Here is a 26,889-nt window from a genome sequence, read left to right as displayed (position 1 = left end):
CCACCACCGTAGTGGTGGCGCTCTCGGCCCGCTTTAATGACTCGGATGGCAGCAAGCCGCCACACGACCGCAACCGGGTACGCACTCCTGGCTCCGAGCCTGTTCGGAGTCGTTGCGTTCATGCTGCTGCCGATGTTCGTGGTGATGTGGCTGTCGTTGCACCGGTGGGACCTGCTGAGCCCGATGCAGTATGTCGGCCTGCATAATTGGCAATCGGTGTTGACTGATCCGACCTTCGGCACATCGTTGGTGGTCACGCTGGTGTTCATCGCGCTCGTGGTGCCCGCGCAAACTCTGCTCGGGCTGGCCGCGGCGGCCCTGCTGGCCCGTGGACTGCCCGGCAGCGGGTTCTTCCGGACGCTGTACGTGCTGCCGTGGATCTGCGCACCGCTGGCGATCGCGGTGCTGTGGCGCTGGATCCTCGCGCCCACCGACGGCGCGGTCAGCGCGATGCTCGGCCACCAGATCGGGTGGCTCACCGATCCGACACTGGCGCTGCCGGTCGTTTCGGCGGTGATCGTATGGACCAACGTGGGTTACGTGACGCTGTTCTTTCTCGCCGGCATCCTCAACATCCCCGAGGACGTCCACAACGCTGCGCGCACCGACGGCGCGACGGCATGGCAGCGGTTCCGGCACATCACCCTGCCGATGCTGCGGCCGACGCTGTTCTTCGTGCTGGTTACCGGGATCATCAGCGCAGCACAGGTTTTCGACACCGTGTACGCGTTGACCGGCGGCGGTCCGCAGAACCGTACCGACCTGGTGGCGCACCGCATCTACGCCGAAGCGTTCGGTGCCGCGGCGGTGGGACGGGCCGCGGTCATGGCGGTGGTGTTGTTCGTCCTGCTGGTCGGTGTGACGGTCGTTCAGCACCTGTACTTCCGACGACGGATCAGCTATGACCTCATCTAGCCGGTTCGCGTCCGCCGTCGTCATCTACCCCGTTCTGGTGGCCGGCGCGCTGATCACGTTGGCGCCGTTCGTGCTCGGCGTGCTGACCTCGCTGCGGGACCCACGCCGGTTCGACAGCGAGTCGCCGGTGTCGCTGCCGGCCCCGCCGACCCTGCAGAACTACGCGAACCTGGCCGACGCCGGGTTCGGCCGGGCGGTCGTGGTGACCGCGCTGATGACCGCGGTCATCCTGCTCGGCCAATTGACGTTCTCCGTGTTGGCCGCGTATGCGTTCGCGCGTCTGCGCTTTCCCGGCCGCGACGCGCTGTTCTGGGTGTACATTGCGACGCTCATGGTGCCCGCGACCGTGACCGTGGTCCCGCTGTATCTGATGATGGCCGAGGCGGGTCTGCGCAACACCTTCTGGGCTCTGGTGCTTCCGTTCATGTTCGGTTCGCCGTACGCGATCTTCCTGCTGCGTGAGTACTTCCGCACCATTCCGGGCGACCTCATCAACGCGGCCCGCATCGACGGCGCCAACACGCTCGACGTGATTGTGCATGTCGTGCTGCCCGCGAGCAGACCGATCCTGGCGACGCTGGCGTTGATCACCGTTGTCTCGCAATGGAACAGCTTCATGTGGCCGCTGGTGATCACCAGCGGCGGCGAGTGGCAGGTACTCACTGTCGCGACGGCCGGTCTGCAATCGCGGTACAACGCGCAATGGACGTTGGTGATGGCCGCGACGACGGTGGCGATCGTGCCGCTGCTGGTGCTGTTCGCCGCAGTGGGCCGTCACATGGTGCGCTCGATCGTCGTGACGGGGCTGAAATGAGCCTCCGGCCGCGGTTTTCGACGCTCGCCGCGGCGGGATTGGCGCTGGCGGCGGTGGTGTTGCTCGTGGCCGCCATGCTGCTCGGACAGTCGGGCGACTCGGCCGGGCGCACCGTGGTGACCGTGCGGCTGTGGGACGAGCAGGTCGCCGAAGCCTACCGCGCGTCGTTCGCCGAGTTCGGCCGCGAGCACCCCGACATCGAGGTGCGGGTGAGCGTCGTCGCCTACTCCACGTACTTCGACACTCTGCGCACCGACGTCGCCGGCGGCGGCGCCGACGACATCTTCTGGATCAGCAACGCCTATTACGCCGAATACGCCGACAGCGGCCGGTTGATGAACATCGGGGACACTCTGGGCGAAGGCGCATCCCAAGCATGGGAGCCGTCGGTCGTCGACCAGTTCACGCGTAACGGCACACTGTGGGCAGTGCCGCAGTTGACCGACGCTGGCATCGCGGTGTACTTCAACGCCGACCTGCTTGACGCCGCGGGAGTCGACGCCGGCGAGTTGCGGTCGCTGCGCTGGTCACCGGATCCCGCCGCCGACACGCTGCGGCCTCTGCTGGCACGCCTCACAATCGACGACGACGGTCGCGCCGCGGGCACACCGGGTTTCGACCCGCAACGTGTCCGACAGTGGGGTTACAACGCCGCCAACGATTTACAGAACATCTACCTCAACTACATCGGTTCGGCGGGCGGGGTCTTCTCTGTCGGCGACCGGTTCGCGTTCGACAATCCGCAGGCCGCGTCCGCGTTCGAGTACCTGGTGCGGCTGGTCAACACCGACCACGTCGCGCCGCCCGCGTCGGCCACCAACGACAACGGCGACTTCTCCCGCAACCAGTTCCTGCAGGGCAGGATGGCGCTGTTCCAGTCCGGAACGTACAACTTGGCGGCAGTCGCCGGCGCCGCTCGGTTCCGCTGGGGCGTCGCGATGCTGCCCGAGGGCCCCGCGGGCCGGGTCAGCGTGACGAACGGTATTGCCGCGGCTGGTAACTCGGCGAGCGAGCATCCCGACGCGGTGCGTGAGGTGCTCGCGTGGATGGGAAGTACCCACGGCAACGCGTACCTCGGTGCGGGCGGCGTGGCGATTCCGGCGGTGCTCGACGCGCAACGCGTCTACGAAGACTACTGGCGGTCGCGTGGCGTCGATGTCAGCCCATTCTTCAGGGTGCTCGACGGCCCCCGCATCGCCGCTCCCGGCGGAGCAGGCTTCGCCGCGGGTTTCGACGCGCTCAAGCCCTACTTCGACGAGATGTTCCTCGGCCGTCGCGACGTGCGTACCACGCTGGCGGAGGCTCAGCGGGCCGCGAACGCCGCCGCGCAACGCTAGAAGTCAACGCGTCACGGCGCTGGTTCCGGCGACGGTCAACTCCAGCGCCAGCGCCGCCCCGCACACCACCGCCACGATGAGGAACGCCCACCAGTCAATGGTTTTCGGACGCGAGGGTGCAGCGGAGATCTGCCCGGCACCGCCTCGCGCGGTGATCGCGTCACCCATCTCGTCGGCGCGTCGCAGCGCGGCGGTGATGGCCGTCGCGAGCAGGTCGATGGCCTCCAGCCACCATCGGCGCCACCGTCCTCGGCGGCGCACCGGCATCTGCTTCGGCCGCAGGCTGCGTGCCGCGTAGAGCACCCGGAACTCGTCGATCAGCATCGGGAAGGCCCGCAACGCCAGCGCCAGTGCGACCGCCCACTCGTCGACAGGGATCCGCAGCGCCCGCAGCGGCCGGCCCAACGTTGCGACGGCCGGCGCGATCTCGGCGACGTTGGTGGTCCACGACACCATCGCGCCGAGCCCGAGCAGCACCACCGACAGCGCTGTTATGCGCAGGAAGTTCAGCAGCCCGCCCAGACCCATTTCGACTGTGCCCATGGAGATCACCGGGCTGCCGCCGGCGAACGTGGCCGTCAACCCGCCGAGAAAGAGCAAGATCCACAGCCAGCGCGGTACCGACGGCAGCACGCCGCGCGGAATGTCGGCCAGCCACGCCGCGATCAGCACCAGCAAGGCGACCGCGCCGATCGGCACCCACCCCGGATAGAAGGTCATCAGCACGCCGATCGCCGCGACCAGCAGAAGCTTCGTGCCCGCCCAGAGTTGGTGGACCACGCTGTTGCCCGGCACCGGCCGCAGCAGCACGATGCCCCTGCGCTGACGCCGTCCGGTCGACACCGTCGTCATGGGCGGTCTCCCGCCGCCGTCGGCGCCGGCACCAGTACGCCGCCCGCCAGATGCAATGTGCGGGGACACAATTCCTCCAGCCCCGCGAAGTCGTGGGAGATCACGACGACGGTGAGCCCGGCGCGGCGGCGCAGGTCTTCCAGCAGCCGCAGCAGCCCGCGTTGGCTGGTGGCGTCCAGACCGGCCAGCGGCTCGTCGAGGATGAGCGCGCGCGGCGAGCGCGCGAGCAGCCCGGCCAGGACCACGCGGCGCATCTGGCCGCCGCTGAGCTGGTCGATGCGCCGGCTTGCCATCGTCGGGTCCAGCCCGACGGTGGACAGCGCCTCGGCGACCCGGGCGCGGTCGCGCGGGGAGAACCCGGCGGCCGATGCGATCTCGAGGTCGACCCGGGCACGCATCAGCTGCAATCGGGCGGCCTGGAAGGAGATCGCAACGGCGCCAACCTGTTCGGATGCCGGTGCCCCGTCGAGCAGGCATGCACCGGCGGTCGGCTCGATGAGGCCCGCCATGATCCAGGCCAGCGTCGACTTACCCGACCCGTTCAGTCCATGGATCAACACGCCGTCACCCTCGTGCACGGTGAAGGTGATGTCGCGCAACGCCGTCGCCACCCACGGCGTGCCGCTGCCGTACTCGTGGCTCACATCTCGCAGTTCCAGCACCGGGGCGTTGCCGGCACCGCGGGGTACGGTCGCAGCCGGCGCGTCCGCGGATTCCACCATGTCCGTGTTGTCGGCGGCGCCCCCGTTTCCGGTCAGGTTGACCGTACGATCGGCGGCGTCTGCCTCGTCGTTGTAGTGGGTGATGTGCACCAGCGACATCCGGTGGTGCCGGGTCAACCCCGACAGCACCGACATCAGTCCGTCGCGGCCCTGCTGGTCGACCATGCTGGTGACTTCGTCGGCGATCAGCAGCGACGGCTCACGCGCAAGCGCCGCCGCCACGGCGAGCCGCTGCAGTTCGCCGCCGGACAACCCGCCGGTGTCGCGTTCGGCCAGACCGCTCAGGCCGACCTCGGCGAGCAACTGCTCCACGTCGGTGGCCTTGCCGGGCGGTAATCCCCAGACCACGTCGTCGGACACCCGCGTGCCGAGCACCTGACTCTCGGGATGCTGCATGATCACCGCCGTGCCGCCGATGCGGCCCAGCCCGACCGCGCCCGGCCGTTCGATGGTGCCCGCTGTCGGTTCCCGTCCGGCAAGCATCAGCATCAACGTCGTCTTACCCGAGCCGTTGGCGCCGGTCACGGCGAGGTGCTCCCCCGGTTCCACGCTCAGCGAGACCGGGCCCAGAGCGTCGTGGTCGGCGGTCGGATAGCGGAACCGGACGTCGTGCAGGCGGGTGGGCACCGGCGCGATCACACCCGTATCACTCGAGGACTCGAGCTTGTGCACATCGGGAATGCCTGCCAGTCGCTCGATCACCCGCGACAGTGCCCACCAGCCGACGAGGCTGACGAACGTGATGGAAAGCACCCCGCCGGCGAAGAACAGCAGGGGCCAATAGTCCAGCGCGGTCGCAAAGTCGCGCTTGAGTCGTTCGGCCACGCCCGCCATTTCCGGGATGCGGGCGATCACCGCCGCGAGGCCCTCGATGTTGGCCGTCACCGACTCGAAGATCAGGTGGCGCAGTCGCGCCAGGATGGCGAGCGCCACCACCACGGCCACGCCGAACACCGAACCCGCGATCAGTGCGGCGAAGAACACAGTGGGCGTACCACGGCTGCGGCGCTTGACGACGCCGGTCAGGCCACCGATGTAGGCGCAGTCGACGACGGTCATGAACCCGCCCATGCCGGCGATCAGGAACGCGATGATGCCGCCCGCGACGGTCGCGGTGAACAGAACCCGCAACCGGTATCGGTACGCCAGCAGGCCCATCGGCACCGTGCCCAGCAGCGACAGTCCGGCCGCGAACGGGACCACCACCGCGATGATCGCGGTTGCCGCACACAGCGCCGCCATGACAGAGGCCTGCGCCAGTTCGACGGGACGCAAGCGGCCGCTACGTCGAGTTCGGCCCCCGGTCACGGTCACTACCTGATTCTGCCAGTCGAAATCTGACAGCGGTCACGGTGCGGCGTTCGGCGGATGCCGCGTCGCTTTGAAACACATAGTAAAACTATGTATGTTGGGTGCATGACACCGACGCTCGGAGCCGATCTGCTGTCCGTGGTCGCCCGGATCAACCGCCTGGCCACACAGCGCGTCCGCCTTCCGCTCGGCTATGCCCAGGCACGGTTGCTGTCCACGATCGAAGACCAGGGCGAGGCCCGCATCTCCGATCTCGCCGCGCTCGACCACTGCTCGCAGCCGACGATGACGACCCAGGTCCGCCGGCTCGAGGACGCGGGCATGGTGTCGCGCACCGTCGACCCCGAGGACGCGCGCGCGGTGCTGATCCGCATCACCCCCAAGGGCGTGGACACGCTACGCCAAGTCCGGATGGACCGCGGTGCGGCGATCGATCCGTACCTGGAGCGGCTCGACGCCGCCGACCGCGAAACGCTCAGCGACGCGGTGCGCGTGCTGCGCCGGCTACTTGCGGACGCGGCCACACCCAACACCATCACCAAGTAACCAACAAAGGAGCACCCGCCCGTATGTGGCGTCAACCCAAAGCTGTCTGGGCCGTTGCCTTCGCCTGCGTCGTCGCGTTCATGGGCATCGGCCTCGTCGACCCGATCCTCAAGCCGATCGCCGAGAACCTCGACGCGTCGCCGTCTCAGGTCTCGCTGTTGTTCACCAGCTACATGGCGGTGATGGGCGTGGCGATGCTCGTCACCGGTGTGATGGCGAGCCGGATCGGCCCCAAGCGCACACTGCTGGTCGGTCTGCTCGTGATCATCATCGGCGCCGGCCTGGCCGGGCTGTCCGACACCGTGATGGAAATCGTTGGCTGGCGGGCACTTTGGGGTCTGGGCAACGCACTGTTCATCGCCACCGCCCTGGCCACCATCGTCAGCTCGGCGCGCGGTTCGGTGGCGCAGGCCATCATCCTCTACGAGGCGGCGCTGGGCCTGGGCATCGCGGTCGGCCCCCTTGTCGGCGGCGTACTCGGGTCGATCTCGTGGCGCGGACCGTTTTTCGGCGTGTCGGCGCTGATGGCTTTTGCGCTCGTGGTGACCGCGGTCATGCTGCCCTCCACCCCGCCCGCCGAACGTGCGACCACACTCGCCGACCCGTTCCGCGCGCTGCGGCACCGCGGCTTGCTGGGTGTGGCGATCACTGCTCTGCTGTACAACTTCGGGTTCTTCACCCTGCTGGCCTTCACACCGTTTCCGCTCGACATGAGCGCACACCAGATCGGGCTGATCTTCTTCGGCTGGGGCGTCGCGCTGGCGTTCACGTCGGTGGTGGTGGCGCCGCGGCTTCAGCGCCGGTTCGGCACCGTGCCCGTGCTGCTGGTCAATCTGCTGGCGATGACGGCGACGCTGATCGTGATGGCCGTCGCGACCGAGAACAAGGCTGCGCTCGCGACGTGCGTGGTGGTGGCGGGGCTGTTCATCGGCGTCAACAACACGCTGATCACCGAGACCGTGATGAAGGCCGCGCCCGTCGAACGCGGCGTGGCTTCGGCGGCCTACAGCTTCGTGCGGTTCTCCGGTGCCGCGCTGGCGCCATGGCTGGCCGGAGTGCTCGGAGAGCAGATCAGCGTGCACATGCCGTACTGGGTCGGCGCGGGCGCGGTGCTGCTGGGCGCCGGCGTCCTCGCGCTCACCCGGTCACATCTGGTCGGCATCGACGTCGAAGAGGCCGAACTCGACGAACTCAGCGAGGCGACGGCGATCGGCGTCGGCAGCGACACGTGATCCGGTTCGCGACCGAACTCAGGTGACCACCGAGCCGACCAGCAGCCCGACGACGTACGTCGCGGCGATGGCCGCGGCGCCGAACACGAGTTGCCGCGCCGATGCGAACCACAGCGGCTTTCTGGTGAATCGCGATGCCACGCCACCGGCGATCATCAATCCGAGCCCGCCGCACAGCAGCCCGAGCCACAGGTTCTCGAAACCGAGGAGGTAGGGAATCAGCGGCGTCACCGCGCCGACGGCGAACGTGAGGAACGACGACACCGCCGCGATGACTGGCGACGGCTTCTCGGTGGGGTCGATGCCGATCTCCTGCACCAGGTGGAAGTTGATCGCGCGGTTTTCGTCGCGATGGATCTCCTCCGTGGCCACCGCCGCCGTCTGCGGCGACATCCCCATCTGCACCAACGTGTCGGCGAGTTCGGCACGCTCGGCCTGCGGATGCATGCGGAATGCGCGACGCTCGACAACGACTTCGGACTCGATCTGCTCATTGGCCGTCTTCACCGAGGTGTATTCGCCGAGCGCCATCGAGAAGGCGCCCGCCGCCAGACCAGCGAATCCGCTGAGCACCACGGTGTGCGCCGCGGCCGTCGCACCCACACCGGCGATCAGCGCGGTGTTGGAGACCAGGCCGTCCATCGCGCCGAACGTCGCGGCCCGCAGCCAACCGCCACTGACATCACTGTGGCGGTGGTCGAAATCATGCGGACGCCACTGCATACGCTGCCGGTCGGAGTTCCTCATGGCTCGATTCAACTCCGGCCGCCGAAACGGCGATCGACTCAGGTTCACCTTGGTTTAGGACATCACAGTTTGTGGTGCCGCGCGGAAGGCTACGGTCGAAGTCATGACCACCACTGCGGAACATCTGTGCAATGCGCTCGACGGCCGTTGGCGCGATGTGAAGAACCGGATGCGCGAGGAATTGTCGAACGAGATCTTCCGGCCGCACTACACCCCGAACACCGTCATCGCCAGGACCAAGGTGGCGGAGCAGCTGAAGATCATGGCGGCCCAGGGTTCGGCCGAGGATGGTTTCAAAAAGGAACACGGCGGCAACGGCAACGTCGGCGCGGCGGTCACCCAGATCGAGATGCTCGCGATGTCCGATCTGTCGCTGATGGTCAAGGCCGGTGTGCAGTGGGGCCTGTTCGGCGGCGCGATCGAAAACCTCGGCACCGAGCGCCACCACGAGAAGTACGTCAAGAAGATCATCGACCTCGAGCTGCTCGGCTGCTTTGCGATGACCGAAACCGGGCACGGCAGCGATGTGCAATCACTGGAGACCACCGCGACCTACGACCCGGCCACCGAGGAGTTCGTCATCGACTCGCCGACGCCGACGTCGCGCAAGGACTACATCGGCGGCGCCGCCGAAACCGCCCGGGTAGCAGCGGTTTTCGCACAACTGATCACGCCCGACGCGGTGGGCCACGGCGTCCACTGCCTCGTGGTGCCGATCCGCGACGACGAGGGAAACGACCTGCCGGGGGTGACCACGTCGGACTGCCACTACAAGGGGGGCCTGCCGGGCGTCGACAACGGCCGCATCCAATTCGACCACGTCCGGGTCCCGCGCGAGAACCTGCTCAACAAGTACGCCGACGTGGCGCCGGACGGCACCTATTCGTCGCCGATCGAGAACCCCGGCAGACGCTTCTTCACGATGCTGGGCACGTTGATCCGCGGCCGGGTCACCGTCGGGGGCAGCGCGGGCGCCGCGGCGCGGGTGGCACTGGACATCGCCACCCGATATGCGTTGCAGCGCAGACAGTTCACCGCCCCTGACGACGAGGGCGAAGTACTCATCATGGATTACCTGGTCCATCAGCGTCGGCTGCTGCCGCTGATCGCGAAATCTTATGCGCTGCAGTTCGCCCAGAACGAACTCGTGGCCAAGTGCCACGACCTGCAGAGCGCCGAGGATCCCGACCCGGAGGAGCAGCGTGAGCTCGAGGCGCGCGCGGCCGGGCTGAAGGCCGCCAACACCTGGCACGCCACCCGCGCGATCCAGGAAGCCCGCGAAGCATGCGGCGGCGCAGGCTATATGGCCGAGAACCGGCTGATCGCATTGAAGGCCGACACCGACGTGTTCACCACCTTCGAGGGCGACAATCACGTGCTGACCCAGTTGGTCGCCAAGGAACTGCTCACCGCCTACGCGGACGACATCAAGAGCATGAGCCCGGTCGAGTGGGTGCGCTTCGCCGCCAACTTCGCCGGCGAGCGCGTGCTCAAACGCACTGCGGCGGAGACGATCATGCAGACCATCCTCGACACGCGGCAGGACAACGAGGAGGAAGGCAGCCTGTTCAACCGCGGCACCCAGGTCCAGATGTTCGAGGACCGCGAGGAGTACATGATCTCGACGGTGGCCCGCCGGCTGCAGGGCAAGTCCAAGGAGATGAGCGAGTTCGACGCGTTCAACGCCGTGCAGGACCATGTGCTGCACAGCGCCCGCGCCCACATCGACCGCATCATCTTGGAAGCGTTCGTCGCGGGTATCGACTCGTGTGAGGACGAGGAGGCCCGCAAGGTCCTCAACATGGTGTGCGATTTGTATGCGTTGTCGGTGATCGAAGAGGACAAGGCCTGGTTCATCGAACACCGCTACATCTCCACCGAGCGCGCCAAGGCCGTCACCCGCGGCATCAACGAACGCTGCCGCACGTTGCGGCCGTACGCCGAGCTGCTCGTCGACGGGTTCGGCATCCCCGAGCAGTTGCGTTACGCCGAGATGTTGCACCCTGAGCGCATACCCGACGCCGACGAGCACACCGAGCAGAATGCGATCAGCGCGGGCACGATCGAGCCGAAGTAGGAGGCGTGGGCGACGGGCCCGGCATCACATGACGACGGACCCGTGCGCACCCCGTCCTCAGCCGGCGGCCAGCTCTTTCTTGCCGTACACCCGCTCCATCAGCATGGTGTCGCCGTGGATCCTCACGGAGGTCGTCTTGCCGTCGCGAACCGTGAAGACGTCGGCGTCGCGGCCGGTTTGGCCCTCCACGCTGATCTCGGTGAGCGCGACGACCGTGTCGCCCTCGGCGATCAGCTGGTCGAGCCGGACGGACAGTGACTTCTCTGCGAGCCGGCCGAGGTACTCCATCACCTCGGTCTTGCCGTGATAGGTGCCGCTGACGGCGCTCTCGCCCGGCTGGACCCACTCGACGTCGTCGTCGAACATGGCCATCACCGTCTCGATGTCTCCCGCGGAGAACGCCTCGTAGCCCCGCTGAATGAGTTGCTTGTTTTCCTGCTCGGACATTTCCGTGACCCTTCGTGCGCATCCGATAATCCGGCCGCGAGAGCGTGGCCGGTCTAGGGAGTCGCACGGGTGCAGCTCCCGGATCAGTCAGACCGTTCGCCGCCAGCACAGATTGTCCGCTTTGCAGGAGGTAAGGGGTGGGAAACGGCCAAAAAATTGACGCGCCCGCAAACGGTCAGCCGCGCTCCCACAGGCAGTCGCCGCTCAGTTCGATCAAGAACATCCTGGGCGGCACCTCGAACTGCAGCCGCTGGCCCGGCTCTGCAACGGCGGTCGCCGGTGCGCTGAGCTGTCCGGGGCTGACCACTTCCTGCTGTTGCACGCGGCACTGCGCAGCCGAGTCCCTCGGCGTCGCAGTCCATTTGCCCGACGCCATGTCCGGATTGCGCATGCCCTGTCCGTGCAGTTTCAGTGGCGAGTCGAAGCTCACCCAGCGATCCGCGGGTGGTTGTGGCGTGGTCACCGGCTGCCATGCGCCGCCCCGGCACACCGACGGGCTGTCGGCATCAGGCTGCCGCGTCATGGCACCCTCGAGGTCCGCCGTGCAGCTGCCGCTTGCTGACGGTGGGCCGGGTTCAGCGCAGGCCACCGGCGCACTGGCCAGTGCGACCACAATGCCGACGAGGGTCAGTCGAAGCATGGTCACACCTTGGACAGGTCCGTGCGCATCAACATGACGTTGTAGTCGTCCCACAACGACAGGTTCCAGTACAGGTCGGTACCGGTGCCCTGAGTCGAGGGCGACCACGGGTGCATCATCGGCGCGTAGATGCCACCGGGCTGCTGGCTCATCAGCACCTTCGCGCTCGACCAGGTGCCCTGCGGGGTGTCGGAGGTCCGCATCACGATGTTGTTGAACTGATCGCCATGGAGCACCACGTACTTCTTCAGCGACTTGTTGTACTGGACAGACATTTCACTGACCTGATTGCCGGGATTGGCGACGCCGCACGCACCCTGGTCGACCCCGAAAACGGCTGTGGCCGCGGCGGGGTCGTTTTTGCGCCAGCCGGCCGGGGTCGCGCCCCAGCCGAAGAAGCCGGCGTTTCCGCCGTTCCAGTACTCGTACTTGGTCAGGTCCAGGATGTCCTGTTCCGGCACCCGCGACAGGTACGCGGCGCCCTGTCGGCCGTTGGGGGTGCCGTACATGTAGACGTATCCGTCGCCGGGCCGGACGAACGCCGACTGCTGGAAGTTCTGGTTTCCGCTCCACGGCTGGTTGTAGCGGACCGTCTGCGGCGCGACATGGAAGGTCTCGCCGTTGTCGTCGGACCACGCGATCGCCGAGTAGTTCGTCGTCCAGGAACCCGGCGACCCCCACTGGGACACCGACATGAAACTGACGTACTGGATCGCTCCGAACCGTGAGCCCGGTGTGGGCACCGAGATCCCCGCCGTCGGGATGAGCGTCACACCGGCGGGCAGACCTTCGGGCAAGATGACCTGCCTGGCCCGGTTCGGGTTCCCGTCGGGTCCCAACGGCGCGCCGCCGAACATGTTGCCGGTGTACCACTGACCGTTGGGAATTTCGATCCCGTTGGCGAGGTCCCAATCGGAGCTGCGGAAGATGGTGTTGGACCGCCAGTCCACCGACATGTCGCCGTCGGCGAACGTGTCACCGACGGCGATCAGGACTTGGTGTTCGTTGATCGGCGTGTTCGGGTCGTCGGGAATTCCGTTGTCCCACATGATGCCGAGGTCCGTACCGCCCACGCGGTAGCGGTCGACGGTGTTGGCCATCAGGTCTGAGTATCCGCTGAGGGGATCGTTGGGATATTTGTAGGGGCCCGTCACCCAGGAGACGAATTGTGTCGACGGGCTCACCTGCGGGTTGGGGAAGGGCGAGTAGAGCGGTCCCGTAGGCACCGCCGCTGCTGCCAGCGCCAGTCTGGTCGCCGGTTCCACCAGCGTCGTCGCCGTCGAGTTGGACCGTCCTGTCAACGCCGAGAAGAAATTCTCGAACTCGCGGCGAGCGAATGCGAGCAGGCCCCAGATCAGCGGCGGCTGTGCGGGCGTCGTCGGCGCCGTGCCGGCCAACGGGTTGAGAACCCAATTGATCGCGCTGGACACGACATTGGCCACCGCAGTGAACAGGTTCGCCGGTGCGGTAGGGGTAGGCGCCGACGTCGTCTGAAAAGCGGCCATCGTCGGCGACACGTCGTCCGTCTTCGCCGCCAGCGAGCGGGCATCGGCGAATACTGCGAACCTGGTCGGTTCCTGAACCGCCGCAGCGGGATTCGAGAGCGACTGCACCGTGCGTGCCGTAGCGCTGGCGGCCGGTTGTTCGACCGCCACAGTGGCGGGCCCGTCGAGCTTCGACTGTGACGACGGAGATGAACCCGGTTCGCGCGCAGCAGTTTCCACCGAGTTCTTCGCCGGTTCCGCTGTCGGCGTCGCGGTCGGTTCGGCTGTGGGCGTCTGCGTCGGCTCGGCTGTCGGCGTCTGCGTCGGTTCGGGCTCTGACGTCGCGGTGGGCCCGGGTTCTGGTTCCGGTTTCGGCTGGTCTTGTGTCGCCGCCGTCTCCGCGGCGACGGTGACTTCCGGCGCTTTGGCGTCGGGCGCCGACCCGGTGTTGGTCTGCGCGCTGACCGTCACACCACCGGTGACGGTGGTTGTCGTCGTCGAGGAGTTCTTTGACTCGTCGGCGTCCGCGTCGCCCGGATCGTCGGTCTCAGTCTCGGTCTCTGTCGACGTCTCCGTCGACGTCCGAGTGGAACCCGTGGTCGCGCCGGTCGCCGAAGTCGCGGCGCCGGTCCCGGTTCCGGACCCGCCGGACGGCTCTGTCGAGGATTGCTCGGAGTTGGCGGAGTTACCTGGTTGTGAGTCGGTGGTTTCGGCCCCCGCGACGGCGTGTCCCGAGGCAATCGCACTGCCCACGCCCAGAGCGACGGCCAATCCCCCGACGCGACCGATGTACCTTGCTGCGCCCACGCTTCCCCTCCACGAGAAATCCCCCTCCCCGTCAATTAGCGCCATTTAATAGCACCGGCCAGGTACCGCGCAGCAAAAAGGACAAATGTCGCATGTGCAACAAGCGTCCCTGTGGTGCTGATCGTGTATGGGTTTTGGCAACCGGCTCAGGGGCCAGCAACGCCCGTTAAGAGAGCAGGCCGGCCTTGCGCAGCGCTTCGTCGTACAGCCCCATCGCCTCGCCCAGGCCGTCGTTGACCCAGGCGTCGACCATTCCGACCCGGTCGGCCACCAGTTGGATCTGGGTGATCCACTGCTGGAATTCGCCGTCGCGGCGCAGAGCGTCGATCTGGTCCTGGGAGCCTTGGATCAGGATGAACCCGCCGAGTTCCACGCTCTGCGGACGAAGGATCGCGGTGTCGAACCGCTCGATTCTCCCGTCGCGCCGGAGGCGGTCGAGATAGCCCGTCGTGGACTGTTTGAGGAGTTCGAGAGCGTTTACTTCGCGTCCGCGCGCGGGAATTCCCCACGCGATCCAGAACCCTGCATCGGCCATGCGCCCATCATGCGCTGCCTGCGGGCGCGGTGACGGCGCCGACACGGTCGGGAGATCGGGAAGTCGGGACGATGGTGCCTGCTCCCCCGGCTGGACTCGAACCAGCAACCCTTCGGTTAACAGCCGAATGCTCTGCCAATTGAGCTACAGGGGACTGCTCACCCGCGATCACGCTAGTGTGCGGGCCGGGGGTTGACTCTAGCCTACGTCTCGCAGGGCCCGCCAATACGCCGTCACCCCGCGCGCTCTCAGGTACGTGAGGCAGGATGGGACCGAACACACCGTCGTCTGGAAGGGACCCTGTGATCGGGTATTTCGTCGTATTGGGTGTCGGCTATGTACTGGGCTCGAAGGCCGGCCGTCGCCGATATGAGCAGATCGCCGGAACCTACAAGGCGGTCACCGAGAGCCCGGCGGCCAAAGCCGTGATCGACGCCGGCCGGCGCAAGATCGCCGATCGGGTGTCGCCGGACCCGCCCATGGTCACGTTGACGGAGATCGACAACGGGACGACGGTGATCGGTCCCGATGTCGAGCAAGGAGAGAAGGTCCGTTAACGGTACGGATCGTTGATGGTCTGGCCCGGGAACATCGGCGAAGTGTTGATGCCGATCCCGTCCGATCCGTTGAGGCCGACCTCGGGTGTGCCGACGTTGACGCCGTTGCCGTTGGAGTACGACAGGCACTTGCCGTCTTCCTTGTTGCCGAACCATGCCAGGCAAGCCGGGGCTGCCTGGGTGTCAGACGCCGTCGATCCCAGCACGGATGCGGCGAACGGAGCCGCGACCGCAGCCACCGCGAACGCGCCTGCAGCGACGAGCCGCCGCGCCCGGTTGTTGGTCGATGTCACGTGCCCGCCTTCCTGACCGTTCCCGACGGTTTATAGCGCGCCCACCATATCGCGTTACCGAGGGCTACGCAGAGATGTCGTCGCCGCTCGCCTGTTCCAGCAGGCTGCGGCGATACGCCTCCATCGCGACCAGGTCGCCGAACAGCGCGTGATACTCGTCGCCCTGCTCGACCGGCGACATGCGCTGCAGCTTGGACTTCACCTCGGCGATCTGGCGGCCCACCCACACTTCTTGTAGCCGGGCCAGCACCCCGCCGATGTAGCGAGGCAACCGCTCGTCGTCGTCGACGTTGATGGCCTCCACCCCGAGTTCGTTGACGAGGTTCGCCGCCGCGGGCGTCGCGACCTTGGAGCGGACCGTCTCGATCCATTCCGCGCCGGACCGCCCTGCCGACGTCCCGCCGGCGGCCTCGATGGCCGACCGCACGGCGGCGTAACCCGGATGCGTGAAGCTCTCGACGGTCAGCGAATCGAACACCGGGCCCGCCAGCGCCGGATACTGCAGCGCGGATTTGAGCGCTTCGCGCTGCGGCCACAGCGTCGGATCGGCGGGATCGGGCCGCGACCCCGCGTCCGGGGGGCGGGGTCTGCGCGGCTGCGCCTGTTCGGTCGCGTCGCGCCGCCGACCGCCGCGGTCGGGCAGGCCGCGTTTCTGGGCCTCCTCGCGAACCCGCGTCAACACCTGCGTGTCGTCGGCCCAGCCGACCCAGCCCGCCAGCCGCCGGGCGTACTCGTCGCGCAACATCGGCTCCTTGATGCGCGCCACCATCGGTACGCACCGGCGTAGCGCCGACACCCGGCCCTCCGCGCTGTCGAGGTCGTGCTCGGCCAGTGCGGTGCGAATCGCGAACTCGAACAACGGAGTTCGTCGCGCCACCAGGTCGCGTAGCGCACCCTCGCCCGACTTGAGCCGCAGATCGCACGGGTCCATGCCATCGTCAGCCACCGCCACGAACGACTGCCCGGCCAGGTTCTGCTCACCTTCGAACGCCTTGATCGCCGCGGCGCGCCCCGCGGCGTCCCCGTCGAAGACGTAGATCAGTTCACCGCGAAAGAAGTTGTCGTCCATCATCAGTCGCCGCAGCATCGACAGATGCTCGTCGCCGAACGCGGTTCCGCACGACGCGACCGCCGTCGTCACCCCGGACAGGTGCATGGCCATCACGTCGGTGTAGCCCTCGACCACCACGGCCTGATGCCCCTTGGCGATGTCGCGCTTGGCCAGGTCCAGTCCGAACAACACCGAGGACTTCTTGTACAGCACGGTCTCGGGTGTGTTGACGTACTTGGCCTCCATCGGGTCGTCGTCGAAGATGCGCCGCGCGCCGAAACCGATCACCTCGCCGCCGCTGGCCCTGATCGGCCACAGTAGCCGGCGGTGGAAGCGGTCCATCGGTCCGCGCTTGCCTTCGCGGGACAGCCCGGCCGCCTCGAGCTCCTTGAACTCGAATCCCTTGCGCAGCAGGTGCTTTGTCAACGTGTCCCAGCCCGAAGGGGCGAAGCCGCAGCCGAACCGCTTGGCCGCCGGGGCGTCGAAGTTGCGTTCGATCAGGTACTGGCGGGCAGGCGCGGCCTCGTCGGACTCCAGCGCCGTCGCGTAGAACTCCTGCGCGGCCGCGTTGGCCGCCAGCAACCGGCTGCGGCTGCCGCGGTCGCGCTGCACGTTGGTGGTCGACGCGCCGCTGTAGGTGATCGTGTAGCCGACGCGGTCGGCCAGCAGTTCGACCGATTCGACGAAGCTAACGTGTTCGATCTTCTGGACGAACGCGTAGACGTCGCCACCCTCACCGCAACCGAAACAGTGAAAGTGGCCGTGGTTCGGCCGCACATGAAACGACGGCGACTTCTCGTCGTGAAACGGGCACAGACCCTTCATCGAGTCCGCGCCGGCCCGCCGCAGCTGCACGTAGTCGCCGACGACGTCCTCGATGCGAACCTGGTCACGGATGGCCGCGATGTCGCGATCAGGAATGCGGCCGGCCACCGGGCCAGTCTAGAGCGCCCGGCGTCGGGTGCGATCACGCTTACGCCGGTTCCAACCGCTCCAACCGACCCTCTGTGAAAGAGGCAACCTGGTCGATGACCACGCGCAGTCGGGCGCCGTCGTCGCCTGCGGCGTTGAACGCCGGAACGAAGATCGGGTCGAGGGTCGCCGGTGCGCCCGCGGCCAGCCAGGCCACCACCCGGTGAACGCGCTCGCGCTGCTGTGCCTGCAGCTCCAGATGCCGAGGGTCGGACATGATGAACTGCAGCGCGAGGATCTTGAGCACCGCGACCTCGGCTCGGACCAGTTCCGGGACGCGCAGGTCGGCCTGGTAACGGACCACCGGACCCGATCCGGATTTCTCGCGGGTGGCCGCGATGGCCGCGGAGGCGAACCTGCCGACCAATTCGCTGGTCAACCGTTTGAGCGCGACGGAGGCGGACAAGGTTCCGTCGTATTTGCCGACGGCGGCCACGACCGGCAGGGCAGACAGCCGCGCCGCCGCGGCCACCAGATCGTCGGACCGCAGCCCGGCGCCCATCCCGCTCGCCTCCCCCAGCCGGCCCAGCTCGGCGGCCGCGTCATTGTCGGCCAGCACCCGCATGTCGATGCGACCGGACACCACGCCGTCCTCGACGTCGTGCACGGAGTACGCGACGTCGTCGGCCCAGTCCATCACCTGGGCCTCCAAGCACGGCTTGTCGGCGGGCGCCCCGCTGCGCACCCACTCGGCGGCGGGCACGTCGTCCTCGTAGAAACCGAACTTGGCCGGCCGTGCGCCGCGCCGCCACGGGTACTTGGTGACGGCGTCCAGAGCGGCGCGGGTGAGGTTCAGGCCCGCGCTTTCACCGTCGGCGGCAACGACTTTCGGCTCTAGTCGGGTCAGGATGCGGAAGTTCTGCGCGTTGCCCTCGAAGCCGCCGCAGTTCGCGGCGATCTCGTTCAGCGCGCGCTCGCCGTTGTGCCCGTAGGGCGGATGCCCGATGTCGTGCGCCAACCCGGCGAGGTCGACGAGGTCGGGGTCGCAGCCCAACCCGATCGCCATTCCGCGGCCGATCTGGGCGACTTCCAGCGAGTGGGTCAGCCGCGTGCGCGGTGTCTCGCCTTGGCGCGGCCCGACCACCTGCGTCTTGTCGGCCAGCCGGCGCAGCGCCGCGCAGTGCAGCACCCGGGCCCGGTCCCGCGCGAAATCGGTGCGGTGATGATTGTCGGCGCCCGGCAGCGCGGCACCCTTCGGTGGCTCGACCGCCCGTCGCTCGCGGTCGAACTCGTCGTAGGGATCTTCGTTCGCTGTCACCGACGAATAGTCTGCCAGCACCAACCGGCCGGACCGTGCCGCGCATTAGATTGACGGGCATGCGCCTCGTCCGCTTGCTGACCCTCGTGCTCGCCACGATCGCCGCCGGTGCGCTTGTCGCGCCGGCGGCCTCGGCTGAGACTCCGTTCCGGCTTCCGGGTTACGTCACCGACAACGCGGGTGTGCTGAACCCGGCCAGCCGTGCACAGCTGACCTCGGCGATCGACGAGTTATACGCGAGCCGCAAGACCCGGTTGTGGGTCGTCTACGTCGAGTCGTTCTCCGGCCAGTCGGCGCAGACGTGGGCGCGTAACACGATGCGGGTCAGCGACCTGGGTGATTTCGACGCACTGCTCGCCGTCGCGACAGTCGATCGTGCGTATGCCTTCCTGGTGCCGAACAGCGCCACCGAACTGAGCTCCAGCCGAGTGGAAAGCGTGCGGCGCAACGACATCGAACCCGCACTGCGTCAGGGCGATTGGGCCGGTGCGGCCGTGGCGGCGGCCGAGGGTCTGACTCAGTCCACCGGTTCGGGTTCGAAGATCAGCTGGTTCGGGTTGCTGGTGGCGCTGGGAGTGATCGCGCTTGCGGTGGTGCTGTTGATGTTCTGGCGACGACGTCGGCGGCGCAAGCGTCGGGAGGCCGAGTTCGCGGCGGCACGCCGAGTGGATCCGACCGATCCCCATGCGCTGGCGGCGGTGTCGCTGGACGCCCTCGATGACCTGTCGCGCGCGATGGTGGTCGAAGTGGACAACGCCGTGCGCACCAGTGACCACGAATTACAGCTCGCCGTAGAGGAATTCGGCGCCGAGCGCACGGAGCCGTTCACGCGTGCGGTCAACAACGCCAAGACGACCCTCGGCCAGGCGTTCAACGTCCGGCAGATCCTCGATGACGCCATTCCGGAGACCGCGGCGCAGCGTCGTGACCTGTTGACTCGCGTGGTGGTCGCCGCCGCCAAGGCCGATCGTGAGCTCGACGCGCAGCGGGACGCGTTCGCAGATTTGCGGAATCTGGTGATCAACGCGCCGTCGCGCCTGGACGCGTTGACCCAGCAGGTGGTCGACATCACCGCCCGGCTGGGCCCGTCGCAGGAGAAGCTCGAGCAACTGCACGGCGAGTTCGACGCGACGGCGCTGAGTTCGGTGGCCGGCAACGTGGACGCGGCCAAGGAATTGCTGACCTTCGCCGACCAGAACATCGCCCGCGGCCGCGATCTTGCCGAGCGGCCGGTGGCGGGGCGCCAGACTGAACTCGTCGAATGCGTCCGTGCGGCCGAGGCCGCCTTGGCTCAGGCGCGCGGGTTGCTGGACGCGGTGGACAGCGCTGCCAGTGACATCCGCCGGGCGGCCGCCTCGCTGCCGGCCGCGATCGAAGACATTCAAAAAGGCATCAAGCAGGCCGGCGCCCTGCTGCAGCAGCGCAACGTGCCGCAAGCCGCTCAACTGGCCGAGGCCCGCGACGCGGCGGCGGTCGCGGTGGCGGCCGCGCAGCGCTCGAATTCGGCTGATCCGCTGGGCTCCTTCACCGAGCTGACGAAGGCCGACGCGGATCTGGACCGGCTGCTGGCCGCCGTCGAACAGGAACGGGAAGCGGCCGAGCGACTCAACCGGGCGCTGGACGAGGCGCTGTTCACTGCGCGGTCGCGGGTTCGCTCGGTGTCGGATTTCATCGACACCCGCCGCGGCATCGTCGGTCCGGAGGCCCGCACCCGGCTGGCCGAGGCCGTCCGGCAGATCGGCGCGGCCGAGGAGAAGCGGTCGACGGATCCGGCCGGGGCCATCGCGCACGCCAACGGTGCGGCGATGCTGGCGGCACAGGCGCAAACCCTCGCCAACGCCGATATGCAGAACGCACGACACTCGTATATGGGTGGTCCATTCGGCGGCGGGGGCGGTGGGGGAAACATGGGCGCGATCATCGGCGGGATCTTGATCGGCAACATCCTCAGCGGAGGAATGCGCGGCGGCTTCGGCGGCGGCGGCGTGGGCGGCGGGTTCAGTCCCGGGTCGTTCGGCGGCTCCGGCGGCGGCGGCGGCATGTTCGGCGGCGGCGGCCGGTTCTAACCGCGATGCGCGAGCCGCGCGAGCAGACGCAAAATGCCGCGAAAAGCCCCGCAATTCAAGGGCAATTTGCGCCTGCTCGCGGGATATGTCGCGGGAGATTCAGCAGCCCTTGAGGCGAACGGCGAGGTAGTCGCTGACGTTGTCGAGGGCGACGCGGTCCTGCGTCATCGCGTCGCGCTCGCGGATCGTCACGGCCTGGTCCTCGAGCGAGTCGAAATCGACCGTCACGCAGAACGGGGTGCCGATCTCGTCCTGGCGGCGGTAGCGGCGGCCGATCGCCCCGGCATCGTCGAACTCGACGTTCCAGTTCTTGCGCAGTTCGGCAGCGAGGTCGCGCGCCTTCGGCGACAGCGCCTCGTTACGCGACAGCGGCAGCACCGCGGCCTTGACCGGTGCGAGCCGCGGATCCAGCCGTAGCACGGTGCGCTTGTCGACGCCGCCTTTCGCGTTGGGCGCCTCGTCCTCGGCGTAGGCGTCGACGAGAAACGCCATGAACGACCGCGTCAACCCGGCTGCCGGCTCGATCACGTACGGCACATAGCGGGTGTCGTTGGCCTGGTCGTAGTACGACAGGTCGACACCGGAATGCTTTGTGTGCGTGGACAAGTCGAAGTCGGTGCGGTTGGCGACGCCCTCCAGCTCGCCCCACGGATTGCCGACGAAGCCGAACTTGTACTCGATGTCGACGGTGCGGTCGGAGTAGTGCGACAGCTTCTCCTTGGGGTGCTCGTAGAGCCGGAGGTTGTCGCGGTCGATGCCGAGTTCGACGTACCACTGCAGCCGCTCGTCGATCCAGTACTGATGCCACTCGCGGGCGGTCGACGGCTCGACGAAGAACTCCATCTCCATCTGCTCGAACTCGCGAGTCCGGAAGATGAAGTTGCCCGGGGTGATCTCGTTGCGGAAGCTCTTACCCGTCTGGGCGATGCCGAACGGTGGCTTCTTGCGTTGCGTGGTAACGACATTGGCGAAGTTGACGAAGATGCCCTGCGCGGTCTCCGGCCGCAGATAGTGCAACCCCTCCTCGGTCTCGATCGGCCCGAGGTAGGTCTTGAGCATCATGTTGAAGTCGCGCGGCTCGGTCCACTGGCCCCTGGTCCCGCAGTCCGGGCAGGTGATGTCGCTCATCGGCACGGAGTCGGGATCATCGATCCCCTTCTTCTCGGCGTACGCCTCCTGCATGTGGTCCTGCCGGTGGCGCTTGTGGCAGTTGAGGCACTCGACCAGCGGATCGTTGAACACGTCGACGTGCCCGGAGGCCACCCACACCTCGCGCGGCAGGATGATCGCCGAGTCGAGGCCGACGACGTCGTCGCGGCTGGTGACCACCGAGCGCCACCACTGGCGTTTGATGTTCTCCTTCAGCTCCACCCCGAGCGGACCGTAATCCCATGCCGATCTGGTGCCGCCATAGATCTCCCCCGATTGGTAGACCAGGCCGCGCCGCTTGGCCAGGTTCGCGACGGTGTCGATGATCGAAGAAGATGAAGCCACGACTGCACAGCGTAGCGACCGCCGCATCCCCCGCGAGCGACCGCATTTGCACACGACACGCCGCAGACTTCGGGACAGACACGGCCGCTCGCGCTCGGGGCGGCTCGGGTTGCGGCGTTGACATGCGTCGAAGCGCATGTATTGTGGCGGTCATAATGAAAACCGTTTCCACTTGGGCTGACGGACACGAGGCCGCCCATGACCACAGCGGCGCACCCTTTCCCGAGCTGCCGTCGCGCGATGTGCTCGACACTTCCGGCGACCTGCTGCGCGCACTGGCCGCGCCGGTGCGCATCGCGATCGTGCTGCAGCTGCGGGAGTCGGCGCGCTGCGTGCATGAACTCGTCGACGCGCTGGCCGTACCCCAACCGCTGGTCAGCCAGCACCTGCGGATCCTCAAGGCCGCTGGTGTGGTGGCCGGCGAGCGGTCCGGACGCGAAGTGATGTACCGCCTCGTCGATCACCACCTCGCCGAGATCGTCGTCGCGGCGGTGACGCACGCGGCCGAGGCCGGCCAGTGAGCATGGGAGTGCGCGCCACCCGTCAGCGGGCGGCCATCGCGGCGCTGCTGGACAACCTCGACGAGTTCCGCTCCGCCCAGGAATTGCACGACGAGTTGCGGCGCCGCGGTGAAGGCATCGGGCTGACGACGGTCTACCGCACCCTGCAGCAGATGGCGGCCGCGGGCGTCGTCGACACTTTGCGCACCGACACCGGCGAGTCGGTGTACCGGCGCTGTTCGGAGGACCACCATCACCACCTGGTGTGCCGCGTATGCGGGTCGACTGTGGAAATTCAGGGCGGTGACGTCGAAACCTGGGCCGCCGACATCGCCCACGAACACGGCTTCTCCGATGTCAGCCACACGATCGAGATCTTCGGCGTCTGCGGCGCCTGCGCGGCCGGAAGCCCTGAGACTCCGCGGGCTCGAAACTGAACTTCTGCACGAGGTTCCGCCGGCGGGACAACGCACACAAGTTCAGTTTCGGCGTAAACGGTTCAGCCGACTAGCGCGCGACGCACCTCGGAACCGGTGGCCAGCACCATGAGGATCAGCGTGCGCAGCGCGTCGTCGGTCAACCCGGCGGCCGGAAAGTTGTAGCGCAGCAGCACATCCGCGGCCTTCTTGGAGTTGCGCTTGGCCCCCGCGGCGACCTCCTTGGGCGCGCTCTTGGCCGCCAGCGACACCGTGCCCAGCAGCGTGTTGTGGGCATGCTCGGCGACCTTGGCCCGCAGCTTGGCGTCCAACGGCAGGTCCCAGGCCAGGATCTGGGTGAGCGACACCAGCTCGAGTCCTTCGGCGACCGGCACCGTGCGCAGCGAAGCGAACGTCTCGTCGTGGTGGACGGTCACCGCGCCGTCGGCCTCGCGCGTGACGGGCAGCACCCCCTCGAGGATCTCACCGAGCCGATCTTGTAGCGCCATCACGCCCTGCCGAAGCGTCGGTTGCGGTTGACGTACTCCTCGCAGGCGGCCCACAGATCGCGGCGGTCGTAGTCCGGCCACAGCTTGTCCTGGAACACGAACTCGGCGTATGCCGCCTGCCACAGCAGGAAGTTGCTGGCGCGCTGCTCCCCCGAGGTCCGGATGAACAGGTCGACGTCGGGGATGTCGGAGCGGTGCAGGTGCTTGGCGAAGGTGGCCTCGCTGATGCGATTCGGCTTGATCTTGCCGTCGACCGCCAGCTGCGCGAGCTCGCGGGTCGCCTCGACGATCTCGGTGCGGCCGCCGTAGTTGACGCAGTAGTTGATCGTGATGACGTCGTTGCCGACGGTCATCTGCTCGGCGATGTCGAACTCCTTGATCACGCTGCGCCACATCCGCGGTCGCGAACCGACCCAACGCATCCGCACGCCCATGTCGTTGAGGTTCTCCCTGCGCCGACGCACCACTTCCCGGTTGAAGCCCATCAGGAAGCGCACCTCCTCGGTGCTGCGGTTCCAGTTCTCGGTGGAGAACGCGTACACCGTCAGGTGCTTGATACCGATTTCGATTGCGCCGCAGGTGATGTCGATGAGCACAGCCTCACCCATCTTGTGCCCCTCGGTGCGGTGCAGGCCACGCTGGGTGGCCCAGCGACCGTTGCCGTCCATGACGACGGCGACGTGGCGGGGCACCTGGTCGGCCGGGATCCGGGGCGCGGCCTCCTTGGAGGTGTGCTGGGGCGGGCGGGCGAACCGGCCGTTGGTGCCTGCCGGGATCTCGGGGAAGACGACGGGCCACGTCGACTTGTCGGGGAACGTCGGGTAGTCGTCAGGCGCCGGGGGCAGCTGTGGGTAGATCGCCGGGGCCTTCCTCCGCCCAGCCCGTTCGCTTGCCATGGGGCACATCCTGCCCGACCAGCGACACATGCTGGTCGACCACCACCGCGGTGCGGTGATCGACCAGGGTCCTGTCCACTCGGTACACCCGTTCGACCAGCGGCAACGTCCGCAGTTGGCGCTCCAGATGCCACTGCAGATGCGCGGCGACCAGCCCGCTGGCCTGGCTCCGGTGCGACGACGTCGACGTCTGGGCGTGCTCCCAGTCCCCGTCGTGCAGCGCGGCCATCAAGTCCAGCACTCCCTGCGGCGGCGTCACCGACCCCGATGGCCGGCAGTGCACGCACACGCTGCCCCCAGCCGCCACGTGGAAGGCCCGGTGCGGACCCGGCGCAGCGCATCGCGCGCATTCGGTCAGCGCCGGCGCCCACCCCGCGATCCCCATGGCCCGCAACAAGTAGGCGTCCAGCACGAGCTCACGGGGTCGGCCACCGTCGGCCACCGCCCGCAACGCGGCCACCGTCAGCCGGTGCAGCGCGGGCATCGGGGCGCGTTCCTCACCGGCCAGGCGTTCGGCGGTCTCCAGCACCGCGCATGCGCAGGTGTAGCGGCCGTAATCACTGACGATGTCGGAGGCGAACGCGTCGATGGCCTGCACCTGGGTGACGATGTCGAGATTCCGGCCGGGATGCAGCTGAACGTCGATGTGCGCGAACGGCTCCAGCCTGGCGCCGAACTTGCTGCGGGTACGCCGCACCCCCTTGGCCACCGCCCGCACCAACCCGTGCTCGCGGGTCAGAAGTGTCACGATCCGGTCGGCCTCGCCGAGCTTGTGCTGGCGCACCACCACCGCCCGGTCCCGATACAGCCGCATCGGTTCAGTCTCCCACCACCATCCGTCAGATTCCGATTCGCACCGCCGATATCCTCTGAGGTGATGGTCAACAACGCGCGATTTCCCACCCTGACTCAACAGCTCTTCCAGCTCGCGAGCGGCTCGGTCACGTCGGTGGAACTGGTCCAGCGCTCGCTCGACGCCATCACGGCCAGCCAGCCGACGCTCAACGCGTTCCGCGTGGTGTTCACCGATCGGGCACTGGCCGACGCCGTCCGCGCGGACCGCAAACGTGCCGCGGGCCATGACCTTTCGAAACATCCGCTCTTGGGAATCCCGATCGCGGTCAAGGACGACGTCGACGTCGCCGGGGTGCCGACCCGATTCGGCGCCGACGGTACCGTCCGGCCCGCCACCCAGGACGCCGAGGTGGTGCGGCGGCTGCGGGCGGCGGGCGCGATCATCATCGGAAAGACCAACACCTGCGAACTGGGTCAGTGGCCGTTCACCAGCGGGCCGGCGTTCGGACACACGCGCAACCCGTGGTCGCGCGAGCACACACCCGGTGGGTCCTCGGGCGGTAGCGCCGCGGCGGTCGCGGCCGGACTGGTGACCGCCGCGATCGGCTCCGACGGCGCGGGCAGCGTGCGCATCCCCGCGGCGTGGACGCATCTCGTCGGCATCAAACCGCAGCGCGGCCGCATCTCGACATGGCCGCTGCCCGAGGCGTTCAACGGCATCACGGTCAACGGCGTGCTGGCCCGCACGGTCACCGACGCCGCACTGGTGCTCGACGCCGCGTCCGGAAACGTCGCGGGCGATCGCCATCAGCCACCGCCGGTGAACGTTTCGGAGTGCGTCGCGCAGGCGCCCGGCCCGCTGCGCATCGCGATGTCGACGAAGTTTCCGTTCACGGTGTTCCGGGCCACGCTGCATCCGGAGATCCGCGCGGCGATGGACGTCGTCGCCGAACAACTGCAGCAACTCGGGCACACCGTCGTCGCGGCGGACCCCGAGTACACGCTCGGCATGTCATGGAACTTCCTGTCCAGGTCGACGTCGGGACTGCTGGACTGGGCCGACCGGCTCGGCCACGACGTCAGGCTCGACAAGCGGACCAAGGCCAACTTGCGCATGGGCCGGTTGCTCTCGGAGCACGTGCTGCGCAAGGCCCGCGCTCGCGAAGCCCGCGCGCACCGCCGGATCGGCTACCTCTTCAACATCACCGACGTGGTGTTGGCGCCGACCACCGCGCAACCGCCGCCCAAGGTGCACGAGTTCGACCGCCTCGGCGGGCTGTCGACCGACCGCACGATGATCAAGGCGTGCCCGGTCACCTGGCCGTGGAACCTGCTGGGCTGGCCGTCGATCAATGTGCCCGCCGGGTTCACCAGCGACGGCCTGCCGATCGGCGTGCAGCTGATGGGGCCGGCGAACAGCGAGCCGCTGCTGATCTCGCTGGCAGCGGAGTTGGAGGCGATCAACGGCTGGGCGATGAAGCAGCCGGAGCCCTGGTGGCTTCCCGAACCGGCGCCCGATCCCGAGCCGGCGGCATCCGACGTGCCCATAACGGGCCCCGACCGGCCAGAACACGAGCACGTCTCCGACGAGGTCGCGTAAAGTCTCCCGGAATGAG

Annotated in this window: 25 protein-coding genes and 1 tRNA gene; 11 read left to right on the top strand and 15 right to left on the bottom strand. The window is 67.8% G+C overall.

Annotated elements, in window-relative coordinates:
* The first annotated feature begins 45 nt into the window (after window positions 1-45).
* The 3 genes from AU188_RS11500 to AU188_RS11490 are packed head-to-tail and all read left to right on the top strand — an operon-like array spanning window position 46 to window position 3,066.
* Complete coding sequence (locus AU188_RS11500; protein ID WP_059163791.1) at window positions 46-915, top strand: carbohydrate ABC transporter permease; 870 nt, start codon at window positions 46-48, stop codon at window positions 913-915.
* Entirely contained in the window at window positions 902-1,729 is an 828-nt protein-coding gene (locus AU188_RS11495; RefSeq protein WP_059163790.1) for a carbohydrate ABC transporter permease, read from the top strand. The genes AU188_RS11500 and AU188_RS11495 overlap by 14 nt, the downstream gene beginning before the upstream one ends.
* Entirely contained in the window at window positions 1,726-3,066 is a 1,341-nt protein-coding gene (locus AU188_RS11490) for an ABC transporter substrate-binding protein (RefSeq protein ID WP_059163789.1), read from the top strand. The genes AU188_RS11495 and AU188_RS11490 overlap by 4 nt, the downstream gene beginning before the upstream one ends.
* Window positions 3,067-3,069: 3 nt before the next feature.
* Here AU188_RS11490 and AU188_RS11485 read toward each other — a convergent pair whose 3' ends face one another.
* Window positions 3,070-3,918: a CbiQ family ECF transporter T component gene (locus tag AU188_RS11485; protein WP_059163788.1), complete on the bottom strand. Its 849-nt coding sequence runs from the start codon at window positions 3,916-3,918 to the stop codon at window positions 3,070-3,072.
* Window positions 3,915-5,954 carry an ABC transporter ATP-binding protein gene (locus AU188_RS11480; RefSeq protein ID WP_059163787.1) on the bottom strand — a complete coding sequence of 680 codons (2,040 nt, stop codon included), beginning with the start codon at window positions 5,952-5,954 and terminating at the stop codon, window positions 3,915-3,917. Before AU188_RS11480 ends, AU188_RS11485 begins: the two co-directional genes overlap by 4 nt.
* 102 nt (window positions 5,955-6,056) lie before the next feature.
* Here AU188_RS11480 and AU188_RS11475 point away from each other — a divergent pair, with 102 nt between their 5' ends.
* Window positions 6,057-6,497, top strand: a complete 441-nt coding sequence (locus AU188_RS11475) for a MarR family winged helix-turn-helix transcriptional regulator (RefSeq protein WP_059102470.1) — start codon at window positions 6,057-6,059, stop codon at window positions 6,495-6,497.
* Window positions 6,498-6,520: 23 nt separating this feature from the next.
* Window positions 6,521-7,729: an MFS transporter gene (locus tag AU188_RS11470; protein WP_059163786.1), complete on the top strand. Its 1,209-nt coding sequence runs from the start codon at window positions 6,521-6,523 to the stop codon at window positions 7,727-7,729.
* Between the two features lie 18 nt (window positions 7,730-7,747).
* On the opposite strand, the gene AU188_RS11465 is transcribed toward AU188_RS11470, so the two are convergent.
* A complete protein-coding gene (locus tag AU188_RS11465) occupies window positions 7,748-8,476 on the bottom strand; it encodes a VIT1/CCC1 transporter family protein (RefSeq protein ID WP_059163785.1) in 729 nt (242 codons plus the stop codon).
* Window positions 8,477-8,579: 103 nt separating this feature from the next.
* Between AU188_RS11465 and AU188_RS11460 the strand changes: the two genes are divergently transcribed.
* On the top strand, window positions 8,580-10,553 hold the full coding sequence (locus AU188_RS11460) for an acyl-CoA dehydrogenase family protein (protein WP_059163784.1): 1,974 nt from the start codon (window positions 8,580-8,582) through the stop codon (window positions 10,551-10,553).
* A 57-nt stretch (window positions 10,554-10,610) separates the two neighbouring features.
* Here AU188_RS11460 and AU188_RS11455 read toward each other — a convergent pair whose 3' ends face one another.
* From AU188_RS11455 to AU188_RS11435, 5 genes are all read right to left on the bottom strand, one after another.
* Window positions 10,611-11,000 (bottom strand): nuclear transport factor 2 family protein, encoded by a 390-nt coding sequence (locus AU188_RS11455; RefSeq protein WP_059163783.1) that lies wholly within the window; start codon window positions 10,998-11,000, stop codon window positions 10,611-10,613.
* A 175-nt stretch (window positions 11,001-11,175) separates the two neighbouring features.
* Window positions 11,176-11,640, bottom strand: a complete 465-nt coding sequence (locus tag AU188_RS11450; protein WP_059163782.1) for a hypothetical protein — start codon at window positions 11,638-11,640, stop codon at window positions 11,176-11,178.
* Between the two features lie 2 nt (window positions 11,641-11,642).
* On the bottom strand, window positions 11,643-13,931 hold the full coding sequence (locus AU188_RS11445) for a glycoside hydrolase family 183 protein (protein ID WP_059163781.1): 2,289 nt from the start codon (window positions 13,929-13,931) through the stop codon (window positions 11,643-11,645).
* A gap of 166 nt (window positions 13,932-14,097) precedes the next feature.
* The gene (locus AU188_RS11440) at window positions 14,098-14,466 is read right to left on the bottom strand and encodes a hypothetical protein (protein ID WP_059163780.1); all 369 of its coding nucleotides are present in this window, start codon (window positions 14,464-14,466) and stop codon (window positions 14,098-14,100) included.
* An 81-nt stretch (window positions 14,467-14,547) separates the two neighbouring features.
* Window positions 14,548-14,620: transfer RNA gene (locus AU188_RS11435), tRNA-Asn, on the bottom strand.
* Window positions 14,621-14,768: 148 nt separating this feature from the next.
* On the opposite strand from AU188_RS11435, the gene AU188_RS11430 reads away from it, so the two are divergent.
* Window positions 14,769-15,023, top strand: a complete 255-nt coding sequence (locus AU188_RS11430) for a hypothetical protein (protein WP_059102463.1) — start codon at window positions 14,769-14,771, stop codon at window positions 15,021-15,023.
* On the opposite strand, the gene AU188_RS11425 is transcribed toward AU188_RS11430, so the two are convergent.
* The 3 genes from AU188_RS11425 to AU188_RS11415 all read right to left on the bottom strand — a co-directional run bounded on the left by AU188_RS11425 (window position 15,020) and on the right by AU188_RS11415 (window position 18,597).
* Window positions 15,020-15,316 (bottom strand): DUF7155 family protein, encoded by a 297-nt coding sequence (locus AU188_RS11425; protein ID WP_059163779.1) that lies wholly within the window; start codon window positions 15,314-15,316, stop codon window positions 15,020-15,022. The two genes, AU188_RS11430 and AU188_RS11425, sit on opposite strands and share 4 nt — an antisense overlap.
* A 64-nt stretch (window positions 15,317-15,380) precedes the next feature.
* A complete protein-coding gene (gene dnaG, locus AU188_RS11420; RefSeq protein WP_059163778.1) occupies window positions 15,381-17,300 on the bottom strand; it encodes a DNA primase in 1,920 nt (639 codons plus the stop codon).
* Window positions 17,301-17,340: 40 nt separating this feature from the next.
* Window positions 17,341-18,597 (bottom strand): deoxyguanosinetriphosphate triphosphohydrolase, encoded by a 1,257-nt coding sequence (locus AU188_RS11415; protein ID WP_059163864.1) that lies wholly within the window; start codon window positions 18,595-18,597, stop codon window positions 17,341-17,343.
* Between the two features lie 59 nt (window positions 18,598-18,656).
* Between AU188_RS11415 and AU188_RS11410 the strand changes: the two genes are divergently transcribed.
* Window positions 18,657-20,663, top strand: coding sequence for a TPM domain-containing protein (locus tag AU188_RS11410; RefSeq protein WP_059163777.1), 2,007 nt, complete (start codon window positions 18,657-18,659; stop codon window positions 20,661-20,663).
* 99 nt (window positions 20,664-20,762) lie between these two features.
* Here AU188_RS11410 and AU188_RS11405 read toward each other — a convergent pair whose 3' ends face one another.
* Window positions 20,763-22,184 (bottom strand): glycine--tRNA ligase, encoded by a 1,422-nt coding sequence (locus tag AU188_RS11405; protein WP_059163776.1) that lies wholly within the window; start codon window positions 22,182-22,184, stop codon window positions 20,763-20,765.
* Between the two features lie 128 nt (window positions 22,185-22,312).
* On the opposite strand from AU188_RS11405, the gene AU188_RS11400 reads away from it, so the two are divergent.
* Window positions 22,313-22,678: an ArsR/SmtB family transcription factor gene (locus AU188_RS11400; protein ID WP_059163775.1), complete on the top strand. Its 366-nt coding sequence runs from the start codon at window positions 22,313-22,315 to the stop codon at window positions 22,676-22,678.
* 2 nt (window positions 22,679-22,680) lie between these two features.
* On the top strand, window positions 22,681-23,094 hold the full coding sequence (locus AU188_RS11395) for a Fur family transcriptional regulator (protein ID WP_172799467.1): 414 nt from the start codon (window positions 22,681-22,683) through the stop codon (window positions 23,092-23,094).
* Window positions 23,095-23,156: 62 nt separating this feature from the next.
* Here AU188_RS11395 and AU188_RS11390 read toward each other — a convergent pair whose 3' ends face one another.
* The 3 genes from AU188_RS11390 to recO are packed head-to-tail and all read right to left on the bottom strand — an operon-like array spanning window position 23,157 to window position 25,292.
* Window positions 23,157-23,582, bottom strand: a complete 426-nt coding sequence (locus AU188_RS11390) for a hypothetical protein (protein WP_059163773.1) — start codon at window positions 23,580-23,582, stop codon at window positions 23,157-23,159.
* A complete protein-coding gene (locus tag AU188_RS11385) occupies window positions 23,582-24,478 on the bottom strand; it encodes a decaprenyl diphosphate synthase (RefSeq protein WP_059163772.1) in 897 nt (298 codons plus the stop codon). Before AU188_RS11385 ends, AU188_RS11390 begins: the two co-directional genes overlap by 1 nt.
* A complete protein-coding gene (gene recO, locus AU188_RS11380) occupies window positions 24,411-25,292 on the bottom strand; it encodes a DNA repair protein RecO (protein ID WP_059163771.1) in 882 nt (293 codons plus the stop codon). Before recO ends, AU188_RS11385 begins: the two co-directional genes overlap by 68 nt.
* A gap of 63 nt (window positions 25,293-25,355) precedes the next feature.
* On the opposite strand from recO, the gene AU188_RS11375 reads away from it, so the two are divergent.
* Window positions 25,356-26,873 carry an amidase gene (locus tag AU188_RS11375; RefSeq protein ID WP_059163770.1) on the top strand — a complete coding sequence of 506 codons (1,518 nt, stop codon included), beginning with the start codon at window positions 25,356-25,358 and terminating at the stop codon, window positions 26,871-26,873.
* The last annotated feature ends 16 nt before the right edge of the window (window positions 26,874-26,889 follow it).

The sequence above is a fragment of the Mycobacterium sp. IS-3022 genome, from assembly GCF_001500065.1.
Taxonomy (GTDB): Bacteria; Actinomycetota; Actinomycetes; order Mycobacteriales; family Mycobacteriaceae; genus Mycobacterium.
Note: the sequence above shows the minus strand (reverse complement) of the source record. Positions and strands in the feature narration are given on the sequence as shown.

Coding starts and splice junctions, on each gene's coding strand:
- AU188_RS11500 (WP_059163791.1), top strand. CDS start 46: ATGGCAGCAAGCCGCCACACGACCGCAACCGGGTACGCACTCCTGGCT.
- AU188_RS11495 (WP_059163790.1), top strand. CDS start 902: ATGACCTCATCTAGCCGGTTCGCGTCCGCCGTCGTCATCTACCCCGTT.
- AU188_RS11490 (WP_059163789.1), top strand. CDS start 1,726: ATGAGCCTCCGGCCGCGGTTTTCGACGCTCGCCGCGGCGGGATTGGCG.
- AU188_RS11485 (WP_059163788.1), bottom strand. CDS start 3,918: ATGACGACGGTGTCGACCGGACGGCGTCAGCGCAGGGGCATCGTGCTG.
- AU188_RS11475 (WP_059102470.1), top strand. CDS start 6,057: ATGACACCGACGCTCGGAGCCGATCTGCTGTCCGTGGTCGCCCGGATC.
- AU188_RS11470 (WP_059163786.1), top strand. CDS start 6,521: ATGTGGCGTCAACCCAAAGCTGTCTGGGCCGTTGCCTTCGCCTGCGTC.
- AU188_RS11465 (WP_059163785.1), bottom strand. CDS start 8,476: ATGAGGAACTCCGACCGGCAGCGTATGCAGTGGCGTCCGCATGATTTC.
- AU188_RS11460 (WP_059163784.1), top strand. CDS start 8,580: ATGACCACCACTGCGGAACATCTGTGCAATGCGCTCGACGGCCGTTGG.
- AU188_RS11455 (WP_059163783.1), bottom strand. CDS start 11,000: ATGTCCGAGCAGGAAAACAAGCAACTCATTCAGCGGGGCTACGAGGCG.
- AU188_RS11450 (WP_059163782.1), bottom strand. CDS start 11,640: ATGCTTCGACTGACCCTCGTCGGCATTGTGGTCGCACTGGCCAGTGCG.
- AU188_RS11440 (WP_059163780.1), bottom strand. CDS start 14,466: ATGGCCGATGCAGGGTTCTGGATCGCGTGGGGAATTCCCGCGCGCGGA.
- AU188_RS11410 (WP_059163777.1), top strand. CDS start 18,657: ATGCGCCTCGTCCGCTTGCTGACCCTCGTGCTCGCCACGATCGCCGCC.
- AU188_RS11405 (WP_059163776.1), bottom strand. CDS start 22,184: ATGCGGCGGTCGCTACGCTGTGCAGTCGTGGCTTCATCTTCTTCGATC.
- AU188_RS11400 (WP_059163775.1), top strand. CDS start 22,313: ATGAAAACCGTTTCCACTTGGGCTGACGGACACGAGGCCGCCCATGAC.
- AU188_RS11395 (WP_172799467.1), top strand. CDS start 22,681: ATGGGAGTGCGCGCCACCCGTCAGCGGGCGGCCATCGCGGCGCTGCTG.
- AU188_RS11390 (WP_059163773.1), bottom strand. CDS start 23,582: ATGGCGCTACAAGATCGGCTCGGTGAGATCCTCGAGGGGGTGCTGCCC.
- AU188_RS11385 (WP_059163772.1), bottom strand. CDS start 24,478: ATGGCAAGCGAACGGGCTGGGCGGAGGAAGGCCCCGGCGATCTACCCA.
- recO (WP_059163771.1), bottom strand. CDS start 25,292: ATGCGGCTGTATCGGGACCGGGCGGTGGTGGTGCGCCAGCACAAGCTC.
- AU188_RS11375 (WP_059163770.1), top strand. CDS start 25,356: ATGGTCAACAACGCGCGATTTCCCACCCTGACTCAACAGCTCTTCCAG.